Origin of the sequence: Candidatus Uabimicrobium amorphum (assembly GCF_009002475.1) — a bacterium.
GTDB lineage: Bacteria > Planctomycetota > Uabimicrobiia > Uabimicrobiales > Uabimicrobiaceae > Uabimicrobium > Uabimicrobium amorphum.
The window spans coordinates 4768432-4793137 of record NZ_AP019860.1 but is presented as its reverse complement, the minus strand read 5'-3'; the positions used below and the strand labels follow the sequence as shown (position 1 = coordinate 4793137).

Here is a 24706-nt window from a genome sequence, read left to right as displayed (position 1 = left end):
CCTCCGAAACATATTCCTATAGGTGTGTGTTAATTACATCGTTAATCGTGTGTTAATTCCACTATATCACAGAATGATAGACAATAAAAACTATTTTCGCTCCACCAAGGTAAAACTTTGTTTATAAACAATTACATATTCCACCGCAATCAACAATCCACGTGTGCGAAATGCCTTTTCCCTTAGCGTTCATGAACCACTAGTTGTAACTTCCCCGGAGTAATCACCACAGAACGACGTTTCATTTTTAACTTAGTATTTTTGAGCTTGATGGAAAATCGCCTCAAAATAGTTGCCAAAACAAGCTTCATTTCATAGGTGGCAAAGGCAGCTCCTATACATTTCCTCACTCCACCACCGAATGGCAAAAATTCATACGGTGAATACTTGCGTTCGATAAATCTTTCGGGACGAAATTCTTGGGGATTTGGATATAGATCCTCTCGGTGGTGAGTAAGAAAAATACACGGTGCCACCAATGTTCCTTTTGATAAATGGTAGCCGTTCACCGTGTAGTCTTGCTGTAGGCGCCGTGCGACAATAGGAATAACCGGATTGAGTCGCAAAGTTTCCTTACACACCGCATCAAGGTACGGCAAACGCGAGAGAGTTTTCGCATCCCACTCATCTACACTGTCTAACTCTTCACAAAGTTTTTGATAAACTCGTGGCGTCTTATCTAACCAATATAAAGCCCATGCCAAAGCAGTCGCAGTAGTTTCATGTCCCGCAAGAAGAGCGGTAAGAAGTTGGTCGCGAATCTCTGGCGGTTGCATTTTGCTTCCATCTTCATAAGTGGCGTTTATTAACAAACTCAAAATATCTTCACCAGATTCGGTGCTATGTCCTTTGAGTTCCTCATAGATAAGATCGTTAAATTTACGCATATCATTTTGAAAGCGTCCCCAACGACTAAATCGTCCTAAATCTTTCTGTAGCACCGGCAAAAATAACACAAGTGCACCAAATCCGTCCATATGACGCAGTAAAGCCAGAATAGCCTTTTTGTAAGTAACAAATTTTTGTTGATCTTCAATACCAAAAACAACTCGTAATATAACTTCGAGAGAAATTTCTTGTAAATAGTTGTCTACGGCAAAAGGCTTACCCACGGGCCACTTATCCATTATTTTTTCGCTAATATCTTGCATAAATTGTCCATAGTGGCGCATCCTCTCACCATGAAAAGGCGGAAGCAACAAGCGACGCTCACGCAGATGGCGCTCCTGGTCTAGAATTAGCAAAGAGTTCTTTCCGAGAAAAGGTTCCAATAAACTATTGCCTTCGCCAGCAAATAAAACATTTGTGTCTCCCAAAAAAATTTCGCGAATAGATTGTGGATCACTAAACATGACTACTTTGCCAAATCCGAGAAATTTTAATCTTATCGGACTAGAAAACCGCTCAGCACATCTTGTTAAAAAAGGATACACGCGAAAAAACCAGTGGAAAGTTTGCACAAAACTTGGCATCCTTGGCCCTTTGGGATAATCATATTTTTTGGACATAACATTTCCTAATCGAAAATTTAGGACAAATTTTTGAAAATAACTTTTCATAAAACCAGAAATCGTTATAATGAGAGTAATTCTAATTTACCAATGTAAAATAGAGATTTGAAGCTGGAAATGTAGAAACAACATTTCCGGCTTTTTTTGTTTGTAGATATAATCTTTACACCACTTTTGCATCTTCACATCTACATTTGCAAAATATACGGAAAATATACGGCAAACATTTTACATTGCCTTGCCAAAAAGATATAATAACGTGAAAATAAATATGATGAAAGTAGAAATATTTAGAGAGGAGTTAAACAAATGATAGGCTACGTAACTTTGGGTACCAATGACCTTGAAAAAGCGGCAAAGTTTTACGATGAATTGTTCGCAGAAATGGGTGGTAAACGTTTTATGGAAATGGAAACATTTATCGCGTGGGTTGTAGCTCCTGGGAAACCGGGGTTGGGAATCACCAAACCATTTGACGGAAACCCTGCAACAGTAGGCAATGGTACCATGGTTGCATTGGAAGCCACATCAAAAGAAGATGTGCAAAAAATTTACAACAAAGCCATCGAACTTGGAGCGCAGGACGAAGGTAAACCTGGTCCACGTGGCGATGATGGTTTTTATGCTGGTTATTTTCGCGACTTAGATGGCAACAAACTCAATGTATTTTATTATCAAATAGGGTAAGAGGCATGAGTCCTGGCAAAGCCAGGACTCATAACGTTTATAAATAGATTTGACGATATTACTTATAAAACAACTCTAATCTTTGACGAATATTCTTTAACTTTTTTTCTTTTTCCTCTTCTTCCTCTTCTTTGAGATTCTCCCATACTTTGATTTGCAATTCAATCAAGTTGACATTCCACGGATTGATGGCAAGTCCCTCTAAAACTATTTTTTTACACTCAGAAAATTTTTGCATCTCAAAAAGAACTTTTGCTTTCCACGTTAAATAGTAGTCATCTCTGCTTTCAACAAGAACTTGGTCAATACACTGTAAACTATTTTCATATTCACCGAGTAAGTAACATATAATTGTTTTTTCAAAAAGATAATCGCTGTCTCCGGGATCAAATTTGAGCGCTCTTGAGATCAAAAATTTACAGTATTCGAGATCGGCAACCTCATTGTAAGATTCCGCCACATGCTCGCGATATTCTAAGATATCAACTCCGTGTTGTAGTTTGATTTCTTTTGCAGAAGATGCCGTCGAACATCCCCAAGCTGCTGCTTTGTGCAGTTTTTTTGTAAATTTTTTCAAGTATTTATCTACATTTTTTTTCCTAGTGGGTAATTTTATATCGCCACGTGAAGCGACATGGCGTACTAGACTAAAAGTAGCGGCTTTTCTTACCTTAAGCAACTTCTCTTTTTTCAAAACATAGATAATTTTCTTTTTGTAATCATCAAATAATAAACTCAAACCTTCCACAGAACTAATACGTAGATAGGGATCTTTACTATTCAAATTTCCAATAAAAACAGGTGTCATGACACCGTGTATGGTACGCGCAAAGGCTTCGGGTAGCTTTAAAGTTATCGGAGCCTGGGGAATCACTTTGAATAACAATGAACGCATAAAAGCAAAACGTTCCTGGCCGTTGTTGGGCAAAACCTTGATGTTATTGATATCACTAATCTGCTGTATCATTCCAAAAGGAGAATGGACTAGATTGTGTATACTAGTTAAAAATACTATTTGTGCCATCCACGATGCATTTTTTCGTGAAGCATATTCAAGACACTCATTGGGTTCTCCCAGCATTTTGATCGCATTCAACAGTAAATACTCAAAATTTTGATACTCGGGTATATCTGTCGCCAACAGTTGTCGTGCTTTTTCTACGGCGGGCTTCCAACCAGCATAACCGCTGGCAAAAATAGCAAAGCACTGCATAATTTTATCGTCCGGTCTCGTCCAGATTTCAAACCTAGGCTTCTGCTCTGCCATCATCCGATCTCTTTTTCCCAAATCGCGAAAACCAATCCAGTTGTCGGAGTTGATCTCCACCGTACCTTCCATATGAGAAATAATAGGCTTCCAAAACTTTACGAGTGCATAGCGACGTAATCCTCGGTCCCCCTCCATAGTTTGCTTTAGTAAAATATTTTTTGCGGGTTCATACCCAAAACGCAACCACAAGTGATTTGCTACCGCCAAACGTACTTGCACGCCAATGTTCTCATCGAGCAATTTTTTTACCTTTTCGGGCACTGCCTTCTTGCCAAAATGCTCAATGGCCAAAACAATCGCAGGTATATCATCACTATTTTTCATGCGAATAATTTTATCAATTTGTGTCAGTCGCTTCTCGATGCTCTTCCCAGTAAAAGTCAAACAATAAAGACTAGTTACTGGATTAGAAGAGCAGTTACGTTGCAAAACTTTGTACGCGTTAATCGTTTTCATTTTTTTTAACGCACGCGCCGCAAAATAGCGTATAATCCTATTCTCATCAGGATTTCGGAGTATCTTTTCCAGAAGAGCGCTACTATTTTCTTGCTGATACAGATCTTTAAGGGCTCTTTGATCGTACAGTAAAAAAAGGCGCTTGAGAAAATACGTCATTTCCTGCATCTTTATTTTTTCATGCTGCTCGAATATTTTGCTGCTGACTTTGTACAACTTCGCTTTTTCTAGTCGTTGCCAAACATCTGGCCAATAGGCCATAGTCTCCAAACCAGACTCTGCCATACGTAAAACTTGTGCCGAATATTTTTTTGTTGAAGAATATCAATGAAATGATCAAGTGATTTTGTGTCTAACGGCGCAAATTGTGGCTTTACAATTCCTTTGTACAATACGCGTTTTTGTTCAGCTAAAAGATCTTGATCAACTGCGGCGTATATTCCCTTTAAATGATTGATCATCCGGTAAGCAAACTTATGGTGATCTTTTGGATTTTCGGAAGAAATGACGATGTTTAAAAAATAACCGACATAGGAGTGTCCATGGTTATAATTCTTTGTCCCAGCGTCTAATTGCGAAAGTTTTACAAAATCATTGTAGCTATTCTCGTAGTCTCCCAAATCATAATATGCTTGTCCTCTATATTTATAGAGTTTCGCTTGCCAGGGTTGCTCGTCAATACAAATACTCAACAGAGGTATCGCTTGTTTCCACGCTTTTCCTTGCAGAAGACACTGCGCCAGGCGAAAACACCTGTGATAATTTTTGGCATATTTTTCATTCGCTTTATTCAAAAATAGAATCGCTTTAGAATACTCTTCTTTAAAAAAATAGCTTGACCCCAATAAGAAAAAACCCTTTTCATTTGTCGTTTCTTCAAGAGATTTTATTGCCTCATCATATATTTTGAGATGGAAAAAACTTTCCCCCATATAACCAAGCGTCAGACGTTTACTTTCTTGCAAACTTTTTTTTGCATATTTATCATCAGACTCTAAAGCAAGATATTGTCGATCAATAAAATTTAGCTGTTTCTCAAACTCATCAATGGCATCTTCATACATCTCATTTAGAAAAAGTAATTTCCCTCTGAACAAAAAGTCATTCTTGGGAGGTGAAGCAATTTTTTCGTACGTTTCAAGAGCTTCTCTTTGCCCCATTTGGTACATAATATGCGCCAGTTGGTAGTTGTAGTCGTCTTCACTCACTGACAACTTTCTGAGTTGCTGCATTGCCAAATTGTACTGCTTGTTTTTTACGTACTCTTGAAATTTTCGCGACCGTTCTTCAATATTTTTGTTGTACTCGCTTAACAAATGTGCCTGGTATTTTTGTCTAACAAACAAAATGGATATAAGCGTAAAACATAATATCAGTGCAATATAACATGGCTTTTGGTACTTACTCCACTTTTTGCGCAGAAAGTACAGCATTTCACTTTGAGGATTGAGATATTGTTGTAAGTCAGCGATAAGCTCTTGCATCGTTGCGTAGCGTTTATTTTTTTTCTTTTCCACAGCTTTCAAACAAACGTCTTCGAGTATTTGTGGAACCTCATCGTTGACTGTTGTGGGGCGTACAGGTTTTTCGTTAATCACGTTGTATAGAACATTCATCGTACTATCCCCAGCAACCATTCTGTGCCCACACAGCACTTCGTAAAGAATCACCCCAAAGGAATAGATATCCGAACGTAAATCTATTTTACGACTACCATTGGCTTGTTCAGGAGACATATACAAAGGCGTACCGATAGACTCGTGTGTTGCTGTGAGCGACTTACTGGTACGCATTTTCGCCACTCCAAAATCCATTAAATATGGCGTACCATCTTTTTTTACAATGATATTGTCTGGTTTTAGGTCGCGATGGATAATGTCTTTTTCATGTGCATAGTGAATTGCTTTCGCCACAGCGATCATCATTTCTACGCGCTGAGAAATAGAAAGCGAACTTGTTTCTAAATGGTCTTTTAAGGTTTGCCCTTCGATGTACTCCATCACCATAAAAAGTTTACCATTATACACCGAGCTGTTGTAAACTTTGACGATATTTGGATGATCTAGCTGGGCGGTAATCTCTACTTCGCGTAAAAATCGCTTCGATATTTTGGAATTTCCTGCTGATGAAATCACTTTGACAGCAAGGTTGCGATTGAGCTGCGGATCAAAAACTTGATAAACAACCCCCATCCCACCCTCGCCAAGTTTGCGGATGATTTGATATTTTTTGAAATATTCGGTTAACTCATCGGAAATACTTTTTAACATACTTGTCTCCATATCAAGAATGCTCTGGCACTTTAAACGGTATGTGTGATTATCGATATTATCACAACTTAATATAGATAACAAGTTATAGCTAATAGATTATAGATTATTCTCCTATAACACTATTCATGTCATCGTCAAAATCAAAATACAACTGCTGAGAATTGACATCTTCAAAACTAGAAACACTCACACCAGCGAGGCGAATAGGGGTTTCTCCCACTTTTGTTTGCTGCAAAAGCAAGGATATGGTTTCGTATAATTCGTGGGCCGACATAAAGTACCCTTCTTTTGTACTACGGCGCGTGATGGTTTGGAAATCGTGGTACTTGATTTTTAGCGTCGCTGTTCTAGCACGCAAATTTTGTTTGGTGATTGCGCGAAATACGTTTTGTGAACATTCACACAAATACGTGTGAATTTTTTGCATGTCGGTAATATCATCGGAAAAAGTAGTTTCGCGCCCATAAGATTTACGAATGCGATCGGCAACTACCTCACGCTCGTCCACCCCACGCGCAATGTTATGCAAATGAACGCCAAATTTACCAAAGTGATCGATGAGAAATGTCAACGGTCTTTGCGACAAATCAGCGATGGTTTTAATTTGTAAACGCTGTAACTTTTCGTTGGTAATCTTCCCAACCCCTGGAACTTTAGAGACGGGAAGTGGATGAATAAACTTCAATAGCGATGGGGGCGCAACAACACACAAGCCATCGGGTTTATTATAATCGGACGCAATTTTGGCGACGAATTTGTTTGGCGCAACGCCTGCAGAAGCGGTGAGATGTGTCGTTGCCAAGATTGTTTTTTTTATATGTTGCGCTACACGCGTCGCGCTTTCATCATGCAACTTATTTTGCGTGACATCGAGATATGCCTCGTCCAACGACAGTGGCTCCACCATGTCAGTTACGGTGTAGAAAATATCACGAATTTGCCGTGAGACCTCGCGATATTTTTCCATGCGTGGACGTATAAAAACACAATGAGGACAGCGCTTATATGCTTCGCGACATGGCATTGCCGAGCGAATACCGTACTTGCGCGCTTCATAATTTGCCGTAGCAACCACACCACGGCTGTTTGGTTTGCCACCCACGACAACAGGTGTGTAACGCAATTGCGGATGATCGCGTATCTCTATCGCGGCAAAAAACATATCCATATCAATGTGAATAATTTTCTTGATTATGTGTCCCAATCTATATCACCTATGACTACTAAAGTTGCAAAAATAACCACAAATTTGTATGATAACAAAAATAGGCAAAATGATTCATGTAAAATCCGCCTTTACACATGTGCATTTAAGAATGAATGTACCTCTATTTTGCGAGGAGCACCCCTTGAAAAAAAATATTTATTTTACGATTGCGTTGTACATTTTTATTGCGCTTACATTTGCGCAAAAATCAGAAGAGTTGCACGTGGTGGGAGTATACGAAGGGCATTATTCTCCAGGCGTAACCCACGGTGTGCAAGAAGACCCGCAGGACCCCGAAAACAACATCAATGTCCATCCCGCTGGAAAAGTGGAAATTGTGATAAAAAACACCACAAACGAAGCCCGCACCATTACCATTGCTCTATGCGCTCACGAACCGGTAAATTGGCATGTAAAGTGTCCTAAAAACGTTGTCGTAAGAAGAGTGATCTTGGGTGGTGCCTATGAGCAAAAAGTGGCGGGCATTCCTATGAGCACACCTATTTACACAGGTTCGTTTTATTGTCATCAGAGAAAAAGTCAAAACTATTACAAAATGGTCCAAGAGCTAAAGTCCTTCACCATCTTACCTATTTCTAGCTTTCAAGGACGATATCGCGGCAAACAATTTTTTATCAATGCCGCTGCGATAAAACGCGCGCAGCAGCTACAAGAATACGATTACAATGAAGAACTACACATTATAGGTGCCTACCAGGGCAAGGTGCCCCAAGAAAAAGAACTTATTTACAAAAGGAAAATGTTACAATATCATCGTGAAATACAAAAGCAAAGACAAGCGGAAAAACAAAAAAAGCAAGGAAAAAAAACCACCATAAAAATCAAAAAAATACTCCCTCCGCAAAAACCTCAAGGTGTTATAGATGTATTCGTAAAAAATACCATATCCCAACCACAATTGGCCGTCTTAGTCCTTTGTGCCTATGATCGCGTACGGTGGAATATCAAATTAGACAAAGATGTCGCCATAAAACAAATCATTCTCGGCGGCTATTATGATCCAGAAATCACAGGTATTACCGATGATGTTCCCGTATACAAAATTGCCTCTTATGTTTACAAACGTCCTAGTAAAAACTACAACGAAACCATAAAACATATCAAATATTTTTCGCAGTTACCTATTTCTGGTTTTCAAAGTAAATACACCGGGAGTTCTTTTTACGTAAATCTTGGTGATGGTGAGCATTTCAGAAATGTAGAAAAACAAAAAATCATAGAACGCGAATCCATTATACTGCCACCCGAGTTAAGCAAAAAAGTAAACGAGTGGCTCATGAAAAGTAAGTATGTTGTCGATAAACAGAAAAACAGGTCTTATACATTCCAAGGGAAATTACGCTGCTACGATGAAAAAAATATGCCAATAGCGGTGAAACAAATAAACAAATACCTTCCCAAACCAAGCCATCCGCGAGGTCTAGCGTTTGACAGCAAACGACGCAAACTCATTTTAGTGACACTAGGCGGTGTCGGCTATATGTACAACTACAATGTGGATACACAAGAGTGGAGTCTTGTACGCAGTATGAAAAATAAAGATTTTGTCGCGATCACCTATTCAGAAGAAGAAGATTGTGTGTATGCTTTTCCTGCCGCATTTGGCGACAATATGGTAAGTTCAATACAAAAAATGTCTTTTGATGGGCGCATGATTGGTACACTCAAGTTAACGGAACCAATCATTGTCGAAACATTTGCCCAAGTTCAGATGAAAATATTTTCTAACTATTTAGTCATTACCACACGAGGAAAATCTTACGTAGTCAATATAGAAAGCGGTATAACTCGTGAAATGCGCAAGTAGTTGTTTTTTGCCAGTATGCGATGCCCCCTCAATCGGCTTCGCCGATTACTCCCCCAGTGGGCTGACAAGAGTAGGTTTTTGTTAAATACAGATAAATAAAAGAGATAAAAGCTTTTACACTAAAAAATCTCAAGGTTGTCATCCCTGGCTTGACCAGGGACCCAGGCGCTTTCAAGTCGAATTTATATTGCTGGTTTCCTGCTTTCGCAGGAATGACACCCCTGGGAAAATTTAGTTTGAGGCAATATCTGTTTTTAACTACAAGTACTTTTTATCAAATGTTTTACAAAAAACCTACCCCTAACAGCCCCCAGTGGGGGAGCAATCGGTGCGCAGCACCGATGTGGGGGCATCGCATACCAACTAAATATCACTAAATTTGCACACAAACAGACTTAACTTCGGTGTACAACTTCAGAGCCTCTTCGCCCATTTCGCGACCCCAGCCAGACTGCTTGTAACCGCCAAAAGGCATCGCCGCATCAAACACATTGTAGCAATTTACCCACACAGTTCCGGCCTTAATACGTGCGGCAAGACGGTGCGCTTTACTAATATCTTGTGTCCAAATTCCCGCAGCAAGTCCATAAATGGTGTCATTAGCCACACTGGCAATCTCTTCAATATCATCAAAAGGCATCGCCGTAACAACAGGACCGAAAATCTCTTCTTGTACAACCTTCATATCAGGCTTAGTGTTCACAAGAACGGTAGGCTCAACAAAGTAACCTTGTTCCCCATGGCGCTTTCCACCGGCAAGAGCTTGCGCTCCCTGAGATGCACCCGACTCCAAGTAACTACAAACGCGACGCAATTGTTCGTCAGACACCAAAGGCCCCATTTGCGTATCGCCTTCCATACCCGCTCCTAAGCGAATTTTCTTTGCGCGTCCGGCAACACCTTCGGCCACTTGATCAAAAACCTCACGTTCCACATACAAACGCGATCCTGCACAACAGCACTGCCCGTGGTTGAAGAAGATCGCATTCGCCGCCGCCGATGTTGCGTACTTCAAATTAGCATCCTTGAAGACGATATTCGGAGACTTTCCACCCAATTCAAGTGAAACTTTTTTCAAGTTGCCCTTCGCCGCATCTAAGATGAGCTTACCTACTTCTGTAGAACCCGTAAACGCCACCTTATCTACATCAGGGTGTGCGGCAAGCGGTGCACCAGCTGCTTCGCCGTAACCGGTTACAATATTCACAACGCCTGCAGGGAAACCAGCTTCCACAATCAACTCGCCCAGACGCAACGCACTAAGAGGTGTTTGCTCCGCAGGCTTCAATACAACTGTACATCCCGCAGCAAGTGCCGGACCCAGTTTCCACGCCGCCATGAGTAGTGGAAAATTCCATGGAATGATTTGCCCGACGACACCAACGGGCTCGCGCAATGTATACACAAAATGTTGCGCCTTTGCCGACTTCGGAGTAGAAATGGGAATGGTGCTACCTTCGATTTTCGTCGCCCAACCCGCCATATAACGGAATAAATCCGCAGCAAGCGGTACATCGGCAACTTTGGCGACGTTATATGGTTTTCCATTGTCCAAAGACTCTAACTGTGCCAGTTCATCCAGGTTTTCATCGATGAGATCTGCCAAACGCCAAATGAGTTTCCCACGGTTGGAAGGTGTCATACTATGCCACTCGTTGCCTTCAAACGCTTTACGCGCTGCTTGTACCGCAGCATCAATATCTTCTTTGTTTCCCGCAGCCACTTTCGCAAGCTCTGCTCCTGTCGCAGGATTGTAGACTGGTAAGGTTTCTCCTGAAGCCGACGCCACCCATTCGTTGTTGATGAGTATTTTCTTTGGTTCTTCGGTAAAGGATTGTACTTCTTTTAAAACTTCCACTTGCATTTTATCCACCTATCTATGGGATGTCATCAATTAAAGAAATACTTTCCTTACAGTGTCATCCCGCACTTGATGCGGGATCCACGCTTCTTAAGTAACAACGAAAGAAAAATTTTTCATGCAAGAAAAAAAGCTTGTCTTTATTGCGTTTGGCACTTTTATTTGTGGATTCATGGTCAAGCCAGGAATGACACTATGTGTATATTTTCTCTACATTTGATGAGTTTAACTAATTGATGACACGCCCTAACAAAAGATTTGTTTTGCAAATTTTACAGTGTTTTGTTGTAACACATTGTTACCTACATTATAAACATTTGCGTAGATACTTGGCGATGAATTTTTAAAGTTTGTGGAGGAAATATTGAATGGGACTGCTTAAGAGGAAATAAATTTGAGGTTAGTTTTGATTGCTAGGGCAACTAGCAATCAAAGCGGCATTGTAACTACTTTTTGCGGCGGTATCCGATGAGTAAAGAGAACCCTAACAACATCGCAATGTAAGTTGAAGGTTCGGGAACAGCCGCAGATATCCCTAAAACTGTTGCGCTCCCAAGGTTAACAAGCCTGTCAGTAGCAAAATTACCAAAGATTTGGTCAGAGTCTATTTGAAGCTGGGCAACAAGAACATTACTGTCATCAACAATCGCTTGAAGAAGATCATTAATGTCGTTGGCGTCACGTCCTGTTAAGTCGATACCGTCTATAGTTATAGAATTTTCGATATTCACAGGGCCCGATTCGAAGACTTGGAATACACCGTTTGTAGTTCCTACTTGGTTAAAACGAACTATCAGGTTACCATCATCTGCAAGATTGGTTAAAGTTTGTCCGTTAACTCTCCATATTAATCCTTCACCAGATCCCTGTGTTATGACAGTTTCAAAGCCAGCTAAACCGCCACCACCAGAACCTGTAGTATTGGTTAGAGTAGCAAAATCCCCTGTAAATTCGACCTCAAGGCTAGTGATAACTGTACCAGAGGGAATAGTTGTAAAACCACCAGAGGCTCCATTTTCAAAAGTGGCACCTGCAGGATCTATTTGGATAGAAGTTGCCCAGCAGAAGTTCGCCATCATTATGATAGAAAATATAGCTATTTTTCGCATATGTACTCCTTATTCTAGAAATTTTATCGAGTATACCTTATTAAGTTTTATGGTGTAGCATTTCCTTTTTAGAGCCTTAATATACTACAAACATATAATAGTACAAAATGGCTATTTAAGACCATATTACAATCTTAAGCAAATCCTTACTAAAAATCCATATCAAAACTATAAAAAATAAAATTATCACAAAAGTATAAAAACCATAATTTCTAAAAACAAAAAGAACAACTTATAGACAAAAAAAGATGCAAAAACCCACATTTTTAATATTGATTTTCAAATATTCCTTCAGCGTAGAAGCATGATAGTGCTGTGGTGCCTCCACAACCAGATTCGTATCCAAAAAAATCCAGACCCCAAATTGCACTTCAAACACATAGAATCAAATGAAAAATCCGAAATTCTATTACCAACCGTCGCAAAATATTGTAAAATATTCACCGCAAATAGCTGAGCAATAGTATAAAATATTTTCCATTATGATCGAGGAACGGCAAATGCAGCAACAAAAATGGGATGGTAAATCATACGGGACACCTTTGGGTTATAAGATATTCATCTACAGTCTACGCCTTTTTGGACTGCGTTTTGCCTATGGGCTATTGTTTTTTGTGTGTTGCTACTACTATATGTTTCGCCCCAAAAGTCGTCGATCTACTGCGCAATTGCGCAAGATCTATGAAAACTGGGAACAAAGCGACAAACAAAAACTCGGTTTATTTTTTCCCTTCAAACGCATTTTTGTGTTTGGCCAGGTATTGATAGATCGCGTTGCGGTATTTTTTGGCATCAAATTTCACCTCGAAGCTCATGGAACCGATTACTTGGAGAGTTTAGAAAAATCAGGAGGTATTATCCTCGGTTCGCATTTGGGAAACTGGGAAGCGGGCTTATCGATTCTAAAGGACAAAAAAGACATCCACACTCACGTAGCGATGTCGGTGGTTGCCGGAGACTTTTTGCAAAAGATGCTGCGGCAAAAGGCAGATAATTTTGTGTCAATCATTTCCCTAGACGCGCAGCACGATAGTTTGTTTCAAATTAAAAACCGCCTCCAAGAAGACAAAATAGTCGCCATGCATGGGGATCGTTACTTTGGCAAAATGCGTACTTCTGTCGGTGAATTTCTCGGTAAAGACGCGCACTTTCCCGTGGGGCCTTATATTCTTTCGGCGACGCTTGGCAAAAAAATTTGCTTTGTTAGCGTCGTAAAAACAAAATGGAATGCCTATAAAGTTGTATGCAGTGAACCACTGCAATGTGTGTGGGACAAAAAATATACGCGTGAAGAACAACTGAAGAGTTGGTTGCAAAAATACATTGATTTTACCGAAAAAAATCTGGTGAAATATCCCGAACAATGGTTTAATTTTTACGACTTTTGGGCGCAAAAGTGAAACGATTCCACTTGTTCTCATTGTTATTGATTGTCGTGGCTGCTGCCATAAATAACACCACATACTACTTTTTGATATTCATTTTGTGGTTCATAATATTAAATATAGGCGTTTTTTATCTGCGTTCGCGTGTTTTCATCGACGGTATTCCGCGCAAACGCATCCCTGGCAAAATAGTATTGACCATTGATGATGGCCCACACCCGAACTTGACGCCTGATTTACTTCAATTGCTCGGCAAGTACCATTTTCAGGCAACATTTTTTGTCATTGGCCGCGATGCCAGCGAATACCCACATTTGATTAAGGAAATCTGTGATCGTGGACATACGATTGCGCATCACAGCTACCGCCATGTGCCGTGGTTAAATTTTATGTTGCGTCGTGGTTGGGAACAAGAGTTTACAAAAACGCACCGTGCTTGCGAACCGTACATAAAAAAGAAATGGTTTCGTCCACCTTATGCTTTAATGTCACCACATTTGGCAAAAGTATTGCAAAGTGGCGGCTATGAACTTATACTTTTTGATATTCGCGCCCTTGATTTTGGCAATCGCCGTACGGAAAATCTGGCGAAACGCCTTTTAAAAACAGTAGATAAAGGTGGCGTTGTTCTATTTCACGGAAAAATGCCTGAAAACTACACGGAATTTTCCAAAAAACAATTGCTCGAAGAACTAGATATTTTTTTTAATGCCCTACAAAACAAAAGCGATGTTGTCTCTTTAGATCATTACCTGGAGTTAACAAATGGCCCCTAAAAAAAAGTGGCGCACCATACTACGAAGATTACTATACTTTTTTACTAGCGTGTGTGTTTTGTTGTGTATCTTTTTCGCCTTCGTCGAAGAACTTTTTGAATACACTCCCCCGCACATCGACAACTTAGAACAAAGGTTAGCCTCTTTACAAAAAGTTCAAGTTCACGAGACGCATAGCCAACTTGCCAATTCGTGGAGTAAACGCGAACAAAATCTACTATTTCTCATGGCGAAGGGCGACCCGTTCACCGTAGGTTACACTTCGGGCAAACTCGTCGGACAAATTGCTCCTAAATTAGAAGACGCCCTACTACAACGCGTGGAAGAAATTGTCGGAAACACTTCCTTGATATGGATGTTCCGCAAAGTAGGCTATGTCATCTACTCTGATTTACAACAATACTTCTCGAATGACATACTACAGGAAGTCTACGGATACTCGCTAGCGGTTCCCGATAAACATCCCGAGTTGGGTTCGTCGTATTTTCGTGCGCTAAATTACCAAGCGGCTCATGACACAGGGCATCGCGTTTTAGAAAACGTATTGTCACTACAAGGATGCACTTCTTTTGCCGCATGGGGCGAAAGTACCACAAACGGAAATTTAATTATCGGACGCAATTTTGATTTTGAAATAGGAGATGTCTTCGACCGCTTTAAAATCGTACAGGTTGTGATTCCCGATAAAGGCATACCTTTTCTATCCGTAAGCTGGCCAGGAATGAGCGGAGCAGTTTCTGGAGTCAACAAATATAAATTAGCGGTGACCATCAACGCCGGAAAATCTGATCATGTAAAATGGAAAGCAACACCCGTTACTATTGTGGTGCGTAAAATTTTGCAGCACGCAAAAAATATCTCTGAAGCAGCATCTATTTTAAAAAAAAGCAGCACCTATGTTTCCGAATCGTTTCTCATTGGTGATGGTAAAACAAACGAAGTGGTCATTATTGAAAAGAGTCCTAGTATAACGCGCATGCGTCGCGCAAAACATTTTTCGCAAGCCATTGTTTGCGCCAATCACTTTTTTGCCAAAGAGTTCGCTTCACATCACAATCATCAGATTTTTGTTCGCGAAGGAAGTTCGCCAAAAAGATTAGAACGCATGCGTGAACTCATCAAAAATTCTTACGGGAAAATCGATCCCCAAGTCGCGGCTTCCATACTACGCGATACAAAATTAAAAAATAATGAACAAATTGGACTAAGCCACCTCCACTCGATCAATCCTAGCATATGTTCGCACTCGGTTATTTTTGATTTAACCGCCGGAATTTTATGGATAAACAGTGGTCCTAACCAATCCGGACGTTACTTACCTATTTCCATTAACGATATTTTTACACAGCAACCGCAAAAAAGTTTTATTTTGGATGAACAGATCATAGACGCTGATCCACTTGTTTCTCCTGAAAAAGTTTCACAACTTGTCTCCTGGCGGCAAAATGTTCGTCTATGGAAACAAAAAAAAGGGCAACTGGAGAAAATCGTTGCAGAAATGCACGAAGTGAATCCACAACATTTTTTGACAATGGTTGCCGCAGGAGACTTAGATTTCCAACACAAACGCTATAAAGAAGCACGTAAAAAATGGCAAAAAGCGCTTAAGAATCACCCTTACGGAGAGTGGATTAGCGACATAAAAACACGTATCAAAAAAGTCGGAGACCAATAATATGGATAAGGAAATGTCACACGAGGAAATCCTCGAAAAAGTATGTGGAATTCTACATGAAGAGTTCGAAATAGAAAACGAAGATCTGCAACCACAAGCACATTTGTTTGAAGATTTAGAACTAGACAGTCTTGACGCTGTGGATTTGATTGTCGCCTTGGAAAAACTTTTTGCATTTCGCGCCCAAGAAGAAAGAGCGAAAGAATTGCGAACAATAGAGGACATTGTACATTTTATTTTGGAAAATCAAAAAATGGTCAAAGAACAACAGGGAGCCACACAAAGCTAATGAACAGAGTTGTAATTACAGGTGTTGGTATCACATCAAATCTTGGGCATTCTTTTGCAGAGGTTTCGCAATCTCTACAACAAGGGAAAGGCTGTATGCACATAGACGAAGAGCGTGTCAAAAACGGTTTTCGCTCCTCGCTAACTTCGAAACTGCCACCGATTCTCCATACATATGGTTTAGATAGAACCAAAATGAGTGAAGCGGCATTTTATGCAGCACTCACCTGGAAAAAAGTATTAGAAGAAAATGGCTGGAGCGAAGACGAATTCGCCGGTGAAGATGTCGGTGTTGTTGTGGGAAATGATAGTGCGTCAGACCCCATAGAGGAAATTTTCCACAAAACCCACAAGTACAAAGATACGAAAAAACTTTGTGACAATATTGCATACAAAGCCATGAACTCTGCTTGTTCAAATGTTTTAACAGAAATGATTGGTTGTGGTGGTATGAGTCTAACTGCCAGCGCCGCATGTGCTTCTGGTGCTCATGCCATCGGTTATGCCTACAACCTTATACAAACAGGCATGCAACAAGCCGTTATTTCTGGTGGCTTTCAGGAAATGAATTGGCTATCGATGTCAAGTTTCGATGCATTGGGTGCTTTTTCCGATTACACAGATCCGCAACAGGCTTCGCGGCCTTTTGATAAAGGGCGTACCGGACTTGTTCCTGGTGGTGGTGGAGCCATAGTTGTACTAGAAAGTTTAGAACGTGCCAAGGCAAACAATCATAAAATTTACGGGGAAATTGTCGCCTTTAGTTTTTCTTCCGATGGTAGTCACCTAACCGTTCCTTCCGGAGAAGGGGCACAGCGATGTATACTGGATGCGATTGAAATGAGTGACGTCGAAATCGCAGACATCGACTACATCAATGCTCACGCGACATCTACACCAGTAGGAGATCGTGTCGAGGCTTCGGTCATTCACAATATATTTGGTGAAAATGGCCCTTTGGTTTCCTCAACAAAGTCCATGACCGGCCATGAATGCTGGATGTCGGGCGCTTCGGAGATCATTTACTCACTGGCAATGATGCACGATGGCTTTATTGCCCCTAGTGTTAATTTTCATGAGCAAGAAGATGAAGCACCAAAAATCAACGTTACCAACAAAACAGTTTACGAAGCACCGCGCGTTATATTGTCGAATTCCTTTGGTTTTGGCGGCACCAATGCTTGTATCATTTTAAAGTGGTTTGAATAATGGTTGTGGTAAAAGACGAGAATGTTGCCCTTAATGATGTTGTGAAAGTGGCACATGGCAAAGATGTATTAGAACTTCACAATGGCCATCAATATGTAGAAAAAATTAAAACAAATGCTCTTTTTCTACAGGAGCAAATAAAAAAAAATATTCCCGTTTACGGAACCACCACAGGCTTTGGTGATTCATGTCGCGAGTTTGTCGGGGAGAGCTTTGCCAAAACCTTACAACAAAATTTAATACGTTATCACCAATGCGGAACCGGCGAACCTTTTTCGGACCAACAAGCCATTGCCATTATGGCAGCGCGGCTCATCAGTCTCGCCAAAGGTCACTCCGGCATTCGCTATGAGCTACTACAAAATCTACAGCAACTCATCAGCAAACGAGTGATTCCCTACATTCCGCAACAAGGCTCTGTAGGAGCTTCGGGAGACCTGACACCACTCGCTTACATTGCGGCAGTGATGGAAGGTAGCGGACGTGTCATCGAAAACGGCAAGGTAGTTCCCGCACAAGAGGTACTGCGCAACCGTAATATTACTCCCATGGAACTGTTTCCCAAAGAAGGTTTGGCGATTATCAATGGTACATCGGTAATGACCGGGGTACTGGCATTGTCACTGTACAAGATTCGTCGCTTATGTTCCATCGCCGAAAAATTAACCGCTATTTGTATACAGGTCCTCAGTGGAAAACGCGAAGCTTTTGATAAGCGTATCCACAACGTAAAACCCTTTCGCGGACAAATATATACAGCACGGCGCATAGACAACGATTTAGAAGGAAGTACTTTTCTCACCGATTACCGCCAGGAAGCGGCGCAAAATCTCAAGGAAAATCGCAAGCAGCTCTTGCCTTTTGCCATTCAAAATGTTTACTCTTTGCGCTGTGCCCCGCAAATTATCGGTGTGGTCCGCGACAGCCTGGCGATCGCCGAAAAGTGGACGGAAATCGAGTTAAACTCCGTTACTGATAACCCACTTATTTTTCACGAGGAGGAAACGATACTCCTCGGTGGTAATTTCTACGGAGGGTATATTGCCCAGGCCGCCGATAGTATGAAAATTGCAGTTTCACATCTCGCGGACTTAGCCGACAAACAAATGGCACTACTGGTAGATGAAAAACTTTCGCAAATGCTTCCGGCGAACTTGGTGAGAAGCAATAGCGGCATTAACCATGGATTTAAGGGAATGCAAATCACCGTATCAGCGCTCACCGCCGAAGTTCTACGCAACACCACAGCCGCGAGTATTTTCTCCCGAGTTACCGAAAATAACAACCAGGACAAAGTGAGCATGGGGACTATTGCCGCGCGTGATTTAGATCACATCGCAACACTCATTGCCAAAATACTTGCCATCCAAAGCCTGGCAGCGGCACAAGCAATTGATATTAGAGGGCAACATGGTATTTCTTCAAACTCCCTAGATTTTTATCGACAAATCCGCAATGTTAGTCCTGTTCTAGAGGACGATAGACCTATGGATTTTGAAATAAATGCTGTTGCGGATTTTCTTTTAGCAGGATATGAAGATGGTTAAAAATTTTTGTCAATACATACGCGAGTTTGCACAACAAAAGCCACAAGAAATTGCCTTTGTGAGTGGCACCACAAAAATCGATTGGAAAACTTTGGATTTGGACATTCGTCGTTGTGCCTTTTTCTTAGAGCAACAAGGGACATTGTCCACGGCAGCAAAAAATCCCACAGTGCTTCTACTTATTCGCGATACCCTTACCATGCTCCATGCGTTTTTTGCTCTCATCCAAAGCGGTAAAAATCCTGTACTGGTCAATTTTAGTGACAACTTTCATTTACAAGAAGTTCTCACTACCCAAAAGTACGATTGGGTTTTGTACGATGACAAGGCCATTGAGAGTCATCACATCAACATGAACACGGCAACATATATAAATGATTTACCAAAAGACTCCTACGATGAAATACACGAAGTCGAAGACAATGCAACAATGTTTTCGTTATATACCTCGGGAACATCTGGGCAACCCAAATACATTGAAAAAACTTATCACAATATTTTGAGCGAGCTGCAATACCTTGAAGAGCTAGTCGGTATTCGCACAGATCATACGGTTGTAACAATCGTTCCCTTCATTCACATATACGGCTTACTCTTTGGTATCCTACTTCCATGTCGCGTAGGGGCAACAATGGTAGAATGCAGTAAAATATTGCCCTCGAATATACTCAACGCCCTACAACAACACAGCGCCGATTTTCTTGTCGCTTCTCCGGTGCACTATGAATCTCTTATCAAATTAGAAGATCATACACCTCTTAACAAATTAAAACGCTGTATATCGTCGGGTGCTCCTTTGCGAGAGTGTGTTGCCACACAGTTTTTTGCACAAACCAACGTCGCTATTCTCGAAGTATATGGCTCGACAGAAACAGGTGGAATTGCCTCTCGTTTATGGAAAAGTGCCGCGCAGCAACTACATTTTTTTCCTTACATAGTGCACGATAAAACACTAGGTGAAGGTGAGTTACGCATTCAATCTCCCGCCATTTCTCCTAATTTGCATGAGGATTGGTACGAAACCGGAGACTACATATCTCTCAACGAAGACGATAGTTTTTGCATCAAAGGACGTCAACAACATCTGATTAAATTCGCAGGAAAAAGAATATTCGCCACACAATTAGAAGAGGAGCTAAAAGCCTTACCTCTTGTAAAAGATGCGGCAGTTGTCCGCATTGCCGATGCAGGAGCCAAAGGCGAAAGAGCCGTCGCCTTTGTATCTACCGAAAAAGAGGTGAAAGAAGAACAACTCAAAAAACTATTCGCCCAAACTTCTTCAAATGCTAGCGTTGTGTACAAGTTTTTTTTGCAAAACACCATTCTGCGCAATCATAATAATAAGGTAGACTATCCTACGCTTACCCAGATGGCCAAGTGTAAGATACAGGCGCGTTCTCTAAAAATAGGTGTTGTCATCCCCACATACAATCACGCACATCTACTGAAAAAAGTGATTGACGATTGCAGTGACTATATTACGGATATTCTCGTTGTTGTGGATGGGTCAACAGACAATACATTGAATGTATTACAAGAGTGTGATGTGGAAAAAGTCATCTTTACTAAAAACCGCGGTAAAGGCCTAGCACTAAAAGCTGGATTTAAAAAAGCCCAAGAGCTTGGTTGGAGAAATGTTATTACCATTGACAGCGATGGACAACATTTTCCTTCTCATATATGGGACTTTGTACAAAAGATAGAAAAAAATCCGCGCGCAATTATCGTAGGCGACAGAGATATGAGTGCACAACACATCCCTGGCTCTAGTAAATTTGGTAAAAAATTTACTAATTTTTGGCTCAAAGTGGAAACAGGCAAAGACATGAGTGATGGACAAAGTGGCTTTCGCGCATATCCTGTCGCGGAAATCAATCGCGTCAGTACGTATTTTTCACGTTATGAATTTGAAGTGGAAATCCTAGCACGTGCGGCATGGCATAATATTCCAATTACGTCCATTCCCATCCGCGTTGAGTACAATCCTCCGGGCGGTCGCGTTTCGCACTTTCGTCCATTTATGGACAACGTAAGAACTTCGATCCTCAACACCATTCTTGTCACAGTGCGCGTCTTAAACTTGTGTTATCTAGTACGCTTCAAAAAAATTGTCGATAAGGAGAAGTCGTAATGCGCATTATATTTTTGTCGTTCATATTGTGCCTAAGCACAAGTGCCAATGAATACATTGCATTACCACAAAAAGATCAAGAACAGTACTTAAAAAAGCTACAAAAAAACGTTCGTGAAGTCCAAACAATGGCTTGTCAATTCAAACAAGAAAAACGTCTGGAATTGTTTGACGATGTTTTCCGTTTAAAAGGATGGGCGTATATTCGTAAAACTCCACGTAGTATACGCTGGGAGTACGCCAAACCCCTCAAAAAAGTCGTACTGATCAATAACGAAGACATGCAGGTTTACAAGTGGCGAAAAAACAAACGCAAACGCATCATAAATCCCAATGAAAAATACATAAAATTGGCATATGAGTACATACTTGCCTTTTTCGAAGGAGACTTTAGCGAAGCGCGTAAAAGATTCACTCTATCTATTCGCAAAAACTATCAAGGCAAACACCTACTTGTCTTTACGAGTAGTGCCGAACTCAAGAAATTTATACAGAGAATCGAAATCATCGTCGCTGCAGATCAAAAAACAATTGAACGCGTTCTTATATACGAGTCGGAAAAAAACTACACCAACATCAAATTTGCCAAAATACTACACAATGTAAAACTCAAATCAGATGTATTTACCGAAATCTTTATTGAAAACTTCTCTGATGGCATTGAAAAAACTACATCAAAAAATTAAAGTATTGTTTACTGAAGGTATTGAAAATAACTTTATAATGGCAGCTTCTGCAGGTCTGGGAATTTTCATGGGTATCGTTCCTATATGGGGGTTTCAAATGTTTGTGGCTGTGGGAGTTGCTCATCTTTTCAAACTAAATAAACCTATCGTACTCCTATTTTCCAACATATCTATCCCGCCGATGATTCCACTCATCCTCTTTTTATCTATGCAAACAGGGTCTATCTTTCTACATCAAAAATGGTTAACGATTTCTGTTACCGATATCCACTTAGAGTATTGCCTAAAACTCATGGAAAATTATATTGTCGGAAGTATTATCTTCGCTGCATTAAGTGGAATGCTTTGCTTCGCACTTATATGGACTTTTTTACACTTTTTTCGAGGAAACACACGTTGATAGAAAAATTTTTACCACACCGTCATCCGGTACGGCTAGTCGATGAAATTATTTCTCACGATGAAAATGGTATTGTTTGTAATGTAAATTGGCCACAAAAAACTTTTTTTCACAAAAATCCGCGAACGGCAATGGTAGAAATGATTGCACAAACGGCCGCAGTGATGATGGCAAAATTGGGAGGCGATGCGCAGGGATTGGGAATGTTAACCGCCATTAAAAATTTTGAATTTTTTGCCGACCCACAGCAGATGGACATTTGTGTAGAAGTCAACATAGAAGGTGAATTAGGTCAACACAAAATTGTAAATGGCATTGTGAAGCAATGTGAAATAGTTCTTGTAAAAGGGCGCGTTTTTTTGTATTTAGATCGCGGTGAAATCAATGAATAATTACACGATGACAGAGGATATTCTTGCAATGTTGCAAGAAGATAATACAATTAAAATTCCACAAAATTTACATGTTTTTGCCGGTCATTTCGAGGACAACCCCATTGTTCCGGGAATTTATTCGTTAGAGTTAGCAGTTTGTATCATGAGTCGCTTTCTAAAAAAGGAAGTGACACTAGAAAAGATCATACGTTGTAAATTTACAACCCCTCTTGTTCCGAGCATGGAATTGACGAGTAAAGTAGAACTTTTGTCCATAGAAAACGATTTGCAAAAAGCACGGGTACAATTTTGGGTTGATGATACCGTAACCGTCGATATAAAATTTGTCGTAAAGATAATTGAGTAAGGAAAAGTACATTGGGAAAAAAGCAAAAAAATAAAAAAAAAGCTCCACAAAGTAAAGAGAATCACTCACCTTCGCCAGCGAAAAAACCGGCGGCGGCGGAAAAGCCATCTTCCACAGCAAAATCGTCCGCAAAAAAATCATCAGCAGGCCATTTACCTACGGTGTTTTTAAGTGCCATATCCTTAATTTGTGGTTGCCTCGTGATGGTGATTGAGTTAACGTCATCTCGTGTTTTAGCCCCTTACTACGGAAATACCATTTATTGCTGGACGGGTGTTATCGGTACGGTGTTATTTGCCATGTCTTTAGGGTATCTACTCGGGGGATTTTTAGCAGAAAAACATCCGCGACAAAAGCTATTGTACACTTTGCTCATTATCTCAGGAGCTACCGCCAGTACCATCCCCTTTACCGCAAGTGCACTCGCGAACTTTTTAACAAATTACGACTCGTACACAACAGGCCCTATTGTTGGCTCGCTACTCATTTTTTGTTTACCAGCATTTTGCTTGTCCACAATTCCTCCTCTATGCGTAAAAATAATCTCCGATAATGTCAAAATGGTCGGTGTTGCTTCGGGAATTGTTTCGTCCACCTCGGCAATAGGCAGTATACTCGGGACTTTTCTCACTGGTTTTTATCTCATCCCCAATTTTGCTCTATCGCAAATTTACTATTTTACCGCTGTTATTCCTTTTGTACTTTGTTTGGTAGCTTATTTTTTGGACAAGACCTCCTTGAATCAAAAAGCAATAAAAACAGCTGCTCTACTCATCGTGTCTTTTTCTCTGTGGGGAGTTCAAGGGCAAGTGGATGTTTTTCCCGTAGTAAACGGTAAAAAAGAGATATACAAAAATCTAAATTCCTATCATCTCGTACGCGTTTACGATGAAAAGAATTATTATCTACTCACTTTAGATTCGACAAATGAGGGTGCTCTTACGAAAAAAGAGGGTAACTTAATCTTTCGTTACACAAAATACTGGGAACTCATCAAGTGTTTTCGCTCCCAAGAAGAACTAAAATCTGCCTGCTTTGTAGGAGGGGGGGCTTTTGCAATGCCCATGATTTTCCACAAAAACTTTCCACAGTGCAATATAGATGCTGTTGAAATTGATCCTGAGCTAAAGGAAGTGGGAAAACGCTTCTTTAAACTACAAGAAAGTGAAAAATTTCACATCAATATCGATGATGGGCGTCGATGGTTTCGTGGAAAAAGTAATGTCTATGACTTTATTTTCCTCGATGCGTTTCACGGAGTACGCAGCATCCCACATCACTTAGTAACCTCAGAATACTTTAAAGAGCTACACACCGCTTTAACCAATGACGGAGTTATTGCCATTAACGTTATTGCCGCACGTGAAGGTAAGCAGTCGCAATTGTACAAGTCACTGGTCAAAACAATTAAGCAGCATTTTGCCAATATCGTAGTTTTTGCGGTCAATAGAGAGATGAAAAAAGCAAGAACTAACCTCATATTTTTTGTATTCAAAAAGTCGCCCAACATGGTACAAGCGAGACGCAAAGCAGACAAATTACTTTTAGGTTCCATGTACTACAAAAAAGCAGCGGTCATAGATGATGAGTACGTCGCAAAATTCGCTGATCATCCCATACTCACAGATGAATACGCCCCTGTCGAATACATGGTGGCAGAATAGGA

General features: G+C 40.6%; 20 protein-coding genes. 14 read left to right on the top strand and 6 right to left on the bottom strand.

What is annotated here, in order from left to right; genetic code table 11:
* Window positions 1–182: 182 nt before the first annotated feature.
* Window positions 183–1508, bottom strand: coding sequence for a cytochrome P450 (locus tag UABAM_RS17430; RefSeq protein WP_173013385.1), 1326 nt, complete (start codon window positions 1506–1508; stop codon window positions 183–185).
* A gap of 312 nt (window positions 1509–1820) precedes the next feature.
* On the opposite strand from UABAM_RS17430, the gene UABAM_RS17425 reads away from it, so the two are divergent.
* The gene (locus UABAM_RS17425) at window positions 1821–2198 is read left to right on the top strand and encodes a VOC family protein (protein WP_151969290.1); all 378 of its coding nucleotides are present in this window, start codon (window positions 1821–1823) and stop codon (window positions 2196–2198) included.
* Window positions 2199–2256: 58 nt separating this feature from the next.
* Here UABAM_RS17425 and UABAM_RS17420 read toward each other — a convergent pair whose 3' ends face one another.
* The 3 genes from UABAM_RS17420 to dinB form a co-directional block, all read right to left on the bottom strand.
* The gene (locus UABAM_RS17420) at window positions 2257–4185 is read right to left on the bottom strand and encodes a hypothetical protein (RefSeq protein ID WP_151969289.1); all 1929 of its coding nucleotides are present in this window, start codon (window positions 4183–4185) and stop codon (window positions 2257–2259) included.
* A complete protein-coding gene (locus UABAM_RS17415; RefSeq protein ID WP_173013384.1) occupies window positions 4152–6194 on the bottom strand; it encodes a serine/threonine-protein kinase in 2043 nt (680 codons plus the stop codon). The genes UABAM_RS17420 and UABAM_RS17415 overlap by 34 nt, the downstream gene beginning before the upstream one ends.
* A gap of 106 nt (window positions 6195–6300) precedes the next feature.
* The gene (gene dinB, locus UABAM_RS17410) at window positions 6301–7401 is read right to left on the bottom strand and encodes a DNA polymerase IV (protein WP_229759271.1); all 1101 of its coding nucleotides are present in this window, start codon (window positions 7399–7401) and stop codon (window positions 6301–6303) included.
* 145 nt (window positions 7402–7546) lie between these two features.
* Here dinB and UABAM_RS17405 point away from each other — a divergent pair, with 145 nt between their 5' ends.
* On the top strand, window positions 7547–9232 hold the full coding sequence (locus tag UABAM_RS17405; protein WP_151969287.1) for a hypothetical protein: 1686 nt from the start codon (window positions 7547–7549) through the stop codon (window positions 9230–9232).
* 373 nt (window positions 9233–9605) lie between these two features.
* Here the strand turns inward: UABAM_RS17405 and UABAM_RS17400 are convergent, their stop codons facing one another.
* Window positions 9606–11096, bottom strand: coding sequence for an aldehyde dehydrogenase family protein (locus UABAM_RS17400; protein ID WP_315854351.1), 1491 nt, complete (start codon window positions 11094–11096; stop codon window positions 9606–9608).
* A 443-nt stretch (window positions 11097–11539) separates the two neighbouring features.
* On the bottom strand, window positions 11540–12202 hold the full coding sequence (locus UABAM_RS17395) for a PEP-CTERM sorting domain-containing protein (protein ID WP_151969285.1): 663 nt from the start codon (window positions 12200–12202) through the stop codon (window positions 11540–11542).
* A gap of 500 nt (window positions 12203–12702) precedes the next feature.
* On the opposite strand from UABAM_RS17395, the gene UABAM_RS17390 reads away from it, so the two are divergent.
* The 12 genes from UABAM_RS17390 to UABAM_RS17335 are packed head-to-tail and all read left to right on the top strand — an operon-like array spanning window position 12703 to window position 24704.
* Window positions 12703–13602, top strand: a complete 900-nt coding sequence (locus UABAM_RS17390) for an LpxL/LpxP family acyltransferase (RefSeq protein ID WP_173013383.1) — start codon at window positions 12703–12705, stop codon at window positions 13600–13602.
* Window positions 13599–14363, top strand: a complete 765-nt coding sequence (locus UABAM_RS17385; protein ID WP_173013382.1) for a polysaccharide deacetylase family protein — start codon at window positions 13599–13601, stop codon at window positions 14361–14363. The genes UABAM_RS17390 and UABAM_RS17385 overlap by 4 nt, the downstream gene beginning before the upstream one ends.
* On the top strand, window positions 14353–16038 hold the full coding sequence (locus tag UABAM_RS17380) for a C45 family peptidase (RefSeq protein WP_151969282.1): 1686 nt from the start codon (window positions 14353–14355) through the stop codon (window positions 16036–16038). The genes UABAM_RS17385 and UABAM_RS17380 overlap by 11 nt, the downstream gene beginning before the upstream one ends.
* Window position 16039: 1 nt before the next feature.
* Window positions 16040–16327, top strand: coding sequence for an acyl carrier protein (locus UABAM_RS17375; RefSeq protein WP_151969281.1), 288 nt, complete (start codon window positions 16040–16042; stop codon window positions 16325–16327).
* Complete coding sequence (locus tag UABAM_RS17370; protein ID WP_151969280.1) at window positions 16327–17535, top strand: beta-ketoacyl-[acyl-carrier-protein] synthase family protein; 1209 nt, start codon at window positions 16327–16329, stop codon at window positions 17533–17535. The genes UABAM_RS17375 and UABAM_RS17370 overlap by 1 nt, the downstream gene beginning before the upstream one ends.
* A complete protein-coding gene (locus tag UABAM_RS17365; protein ID WP_151969279.1) occupies window positions 17535–19082 on the top strand; it encodes an HAL/PAL/TAL family ammonia-lyase in 1548 nt (515 codons plus the stop codon). The genes UABAM_RS17370 and UABAM_RS17365 overlap by 1 nt, the downstream gene beginning before the upstream one ends.
* Window positions 19075–21213: an AMP-binding protein gene (locus UABAM_RS17360; protein WP_173013381.1), complete on the top strand. Its 2139-nt coding sequence runs from the start codon at window positions 19075–19077 to the stop codon at window positions 21211–21213. The genes UABAM_RS17365 and UABAM_RS17360 overlap by 8 nt, the downstream gene beginning before the upstream one ends.
* Complete coding sequence (locus UABAM_RS17355; protein ID WP_151969277.1) at window positions 21213–21899, top strand: LolA family protein; 687 nt, start codon at window positions 21213–21215, stop codon at window positions 21897–21899. Before UABAM_RS17360 ends, UABAM_RS17355 begins: the two co-directional genes overlap by 1 nt.
* The gene (locus UABAM_RS17350) at window positions 21868–22299 is read left to right on the top strand and encodes a DUF2062 domain-containing protein (RefSeq protein WP_173013380.1); all 432 of its coding nucleotides are present in this window, start codon (window positions 21868–21870) and stop codon (window positions 22297–22299) included. Before UABAM_RS17355 ends, UABAM_RS17350 begins: the two co-directional genes overlap by 32 nt.
* Complete coding sequence (locus UABAM_RS17345) at window positions 22296–22691, top strand: hotdog family protein (RefSeq protein ID WP_151969275.1); 396 nt, start codon at window positions 22296–22298, stop codon at window positions 22689–22691. The genes UABAM_RS17350 and UABAM_RS17345 overlap by 4 nt, the downstream gene beginning before the upstream one ends.
* Window positions 22684–23040 carry a hypothetical protein gene (locus UABAM_RS17340; protein ID WP_151969274.1) on the top strand — a complete coding sequence of 119 codons (357 nt, stop codon included), beginning with the start codon at window positions 22684–22686 and terminating at the stop codon, window positions 23038–23040. The genes UABAM_RS17345 and UABAM_RS17340 overlap by 8 nt, the downstream gene beginning before the upstream one ends.
* A gap of 11 nt (window positions 23041–23051) precedes the next feature.
* The gene (locus UABAM_RS17335) at window positions 23052–24704 is read left to right on the top strand and encodes a fused MFS/spermidine synthase (RefSeq protein WP_151969273.1); all 1653 of its coding nucleotides are present in this window, start codon (window positions 23052–23054) and stop codon (window positions 24702–24704) included.
* Window positions 24705–24706 lie beyond the last annotated feature (2 nt).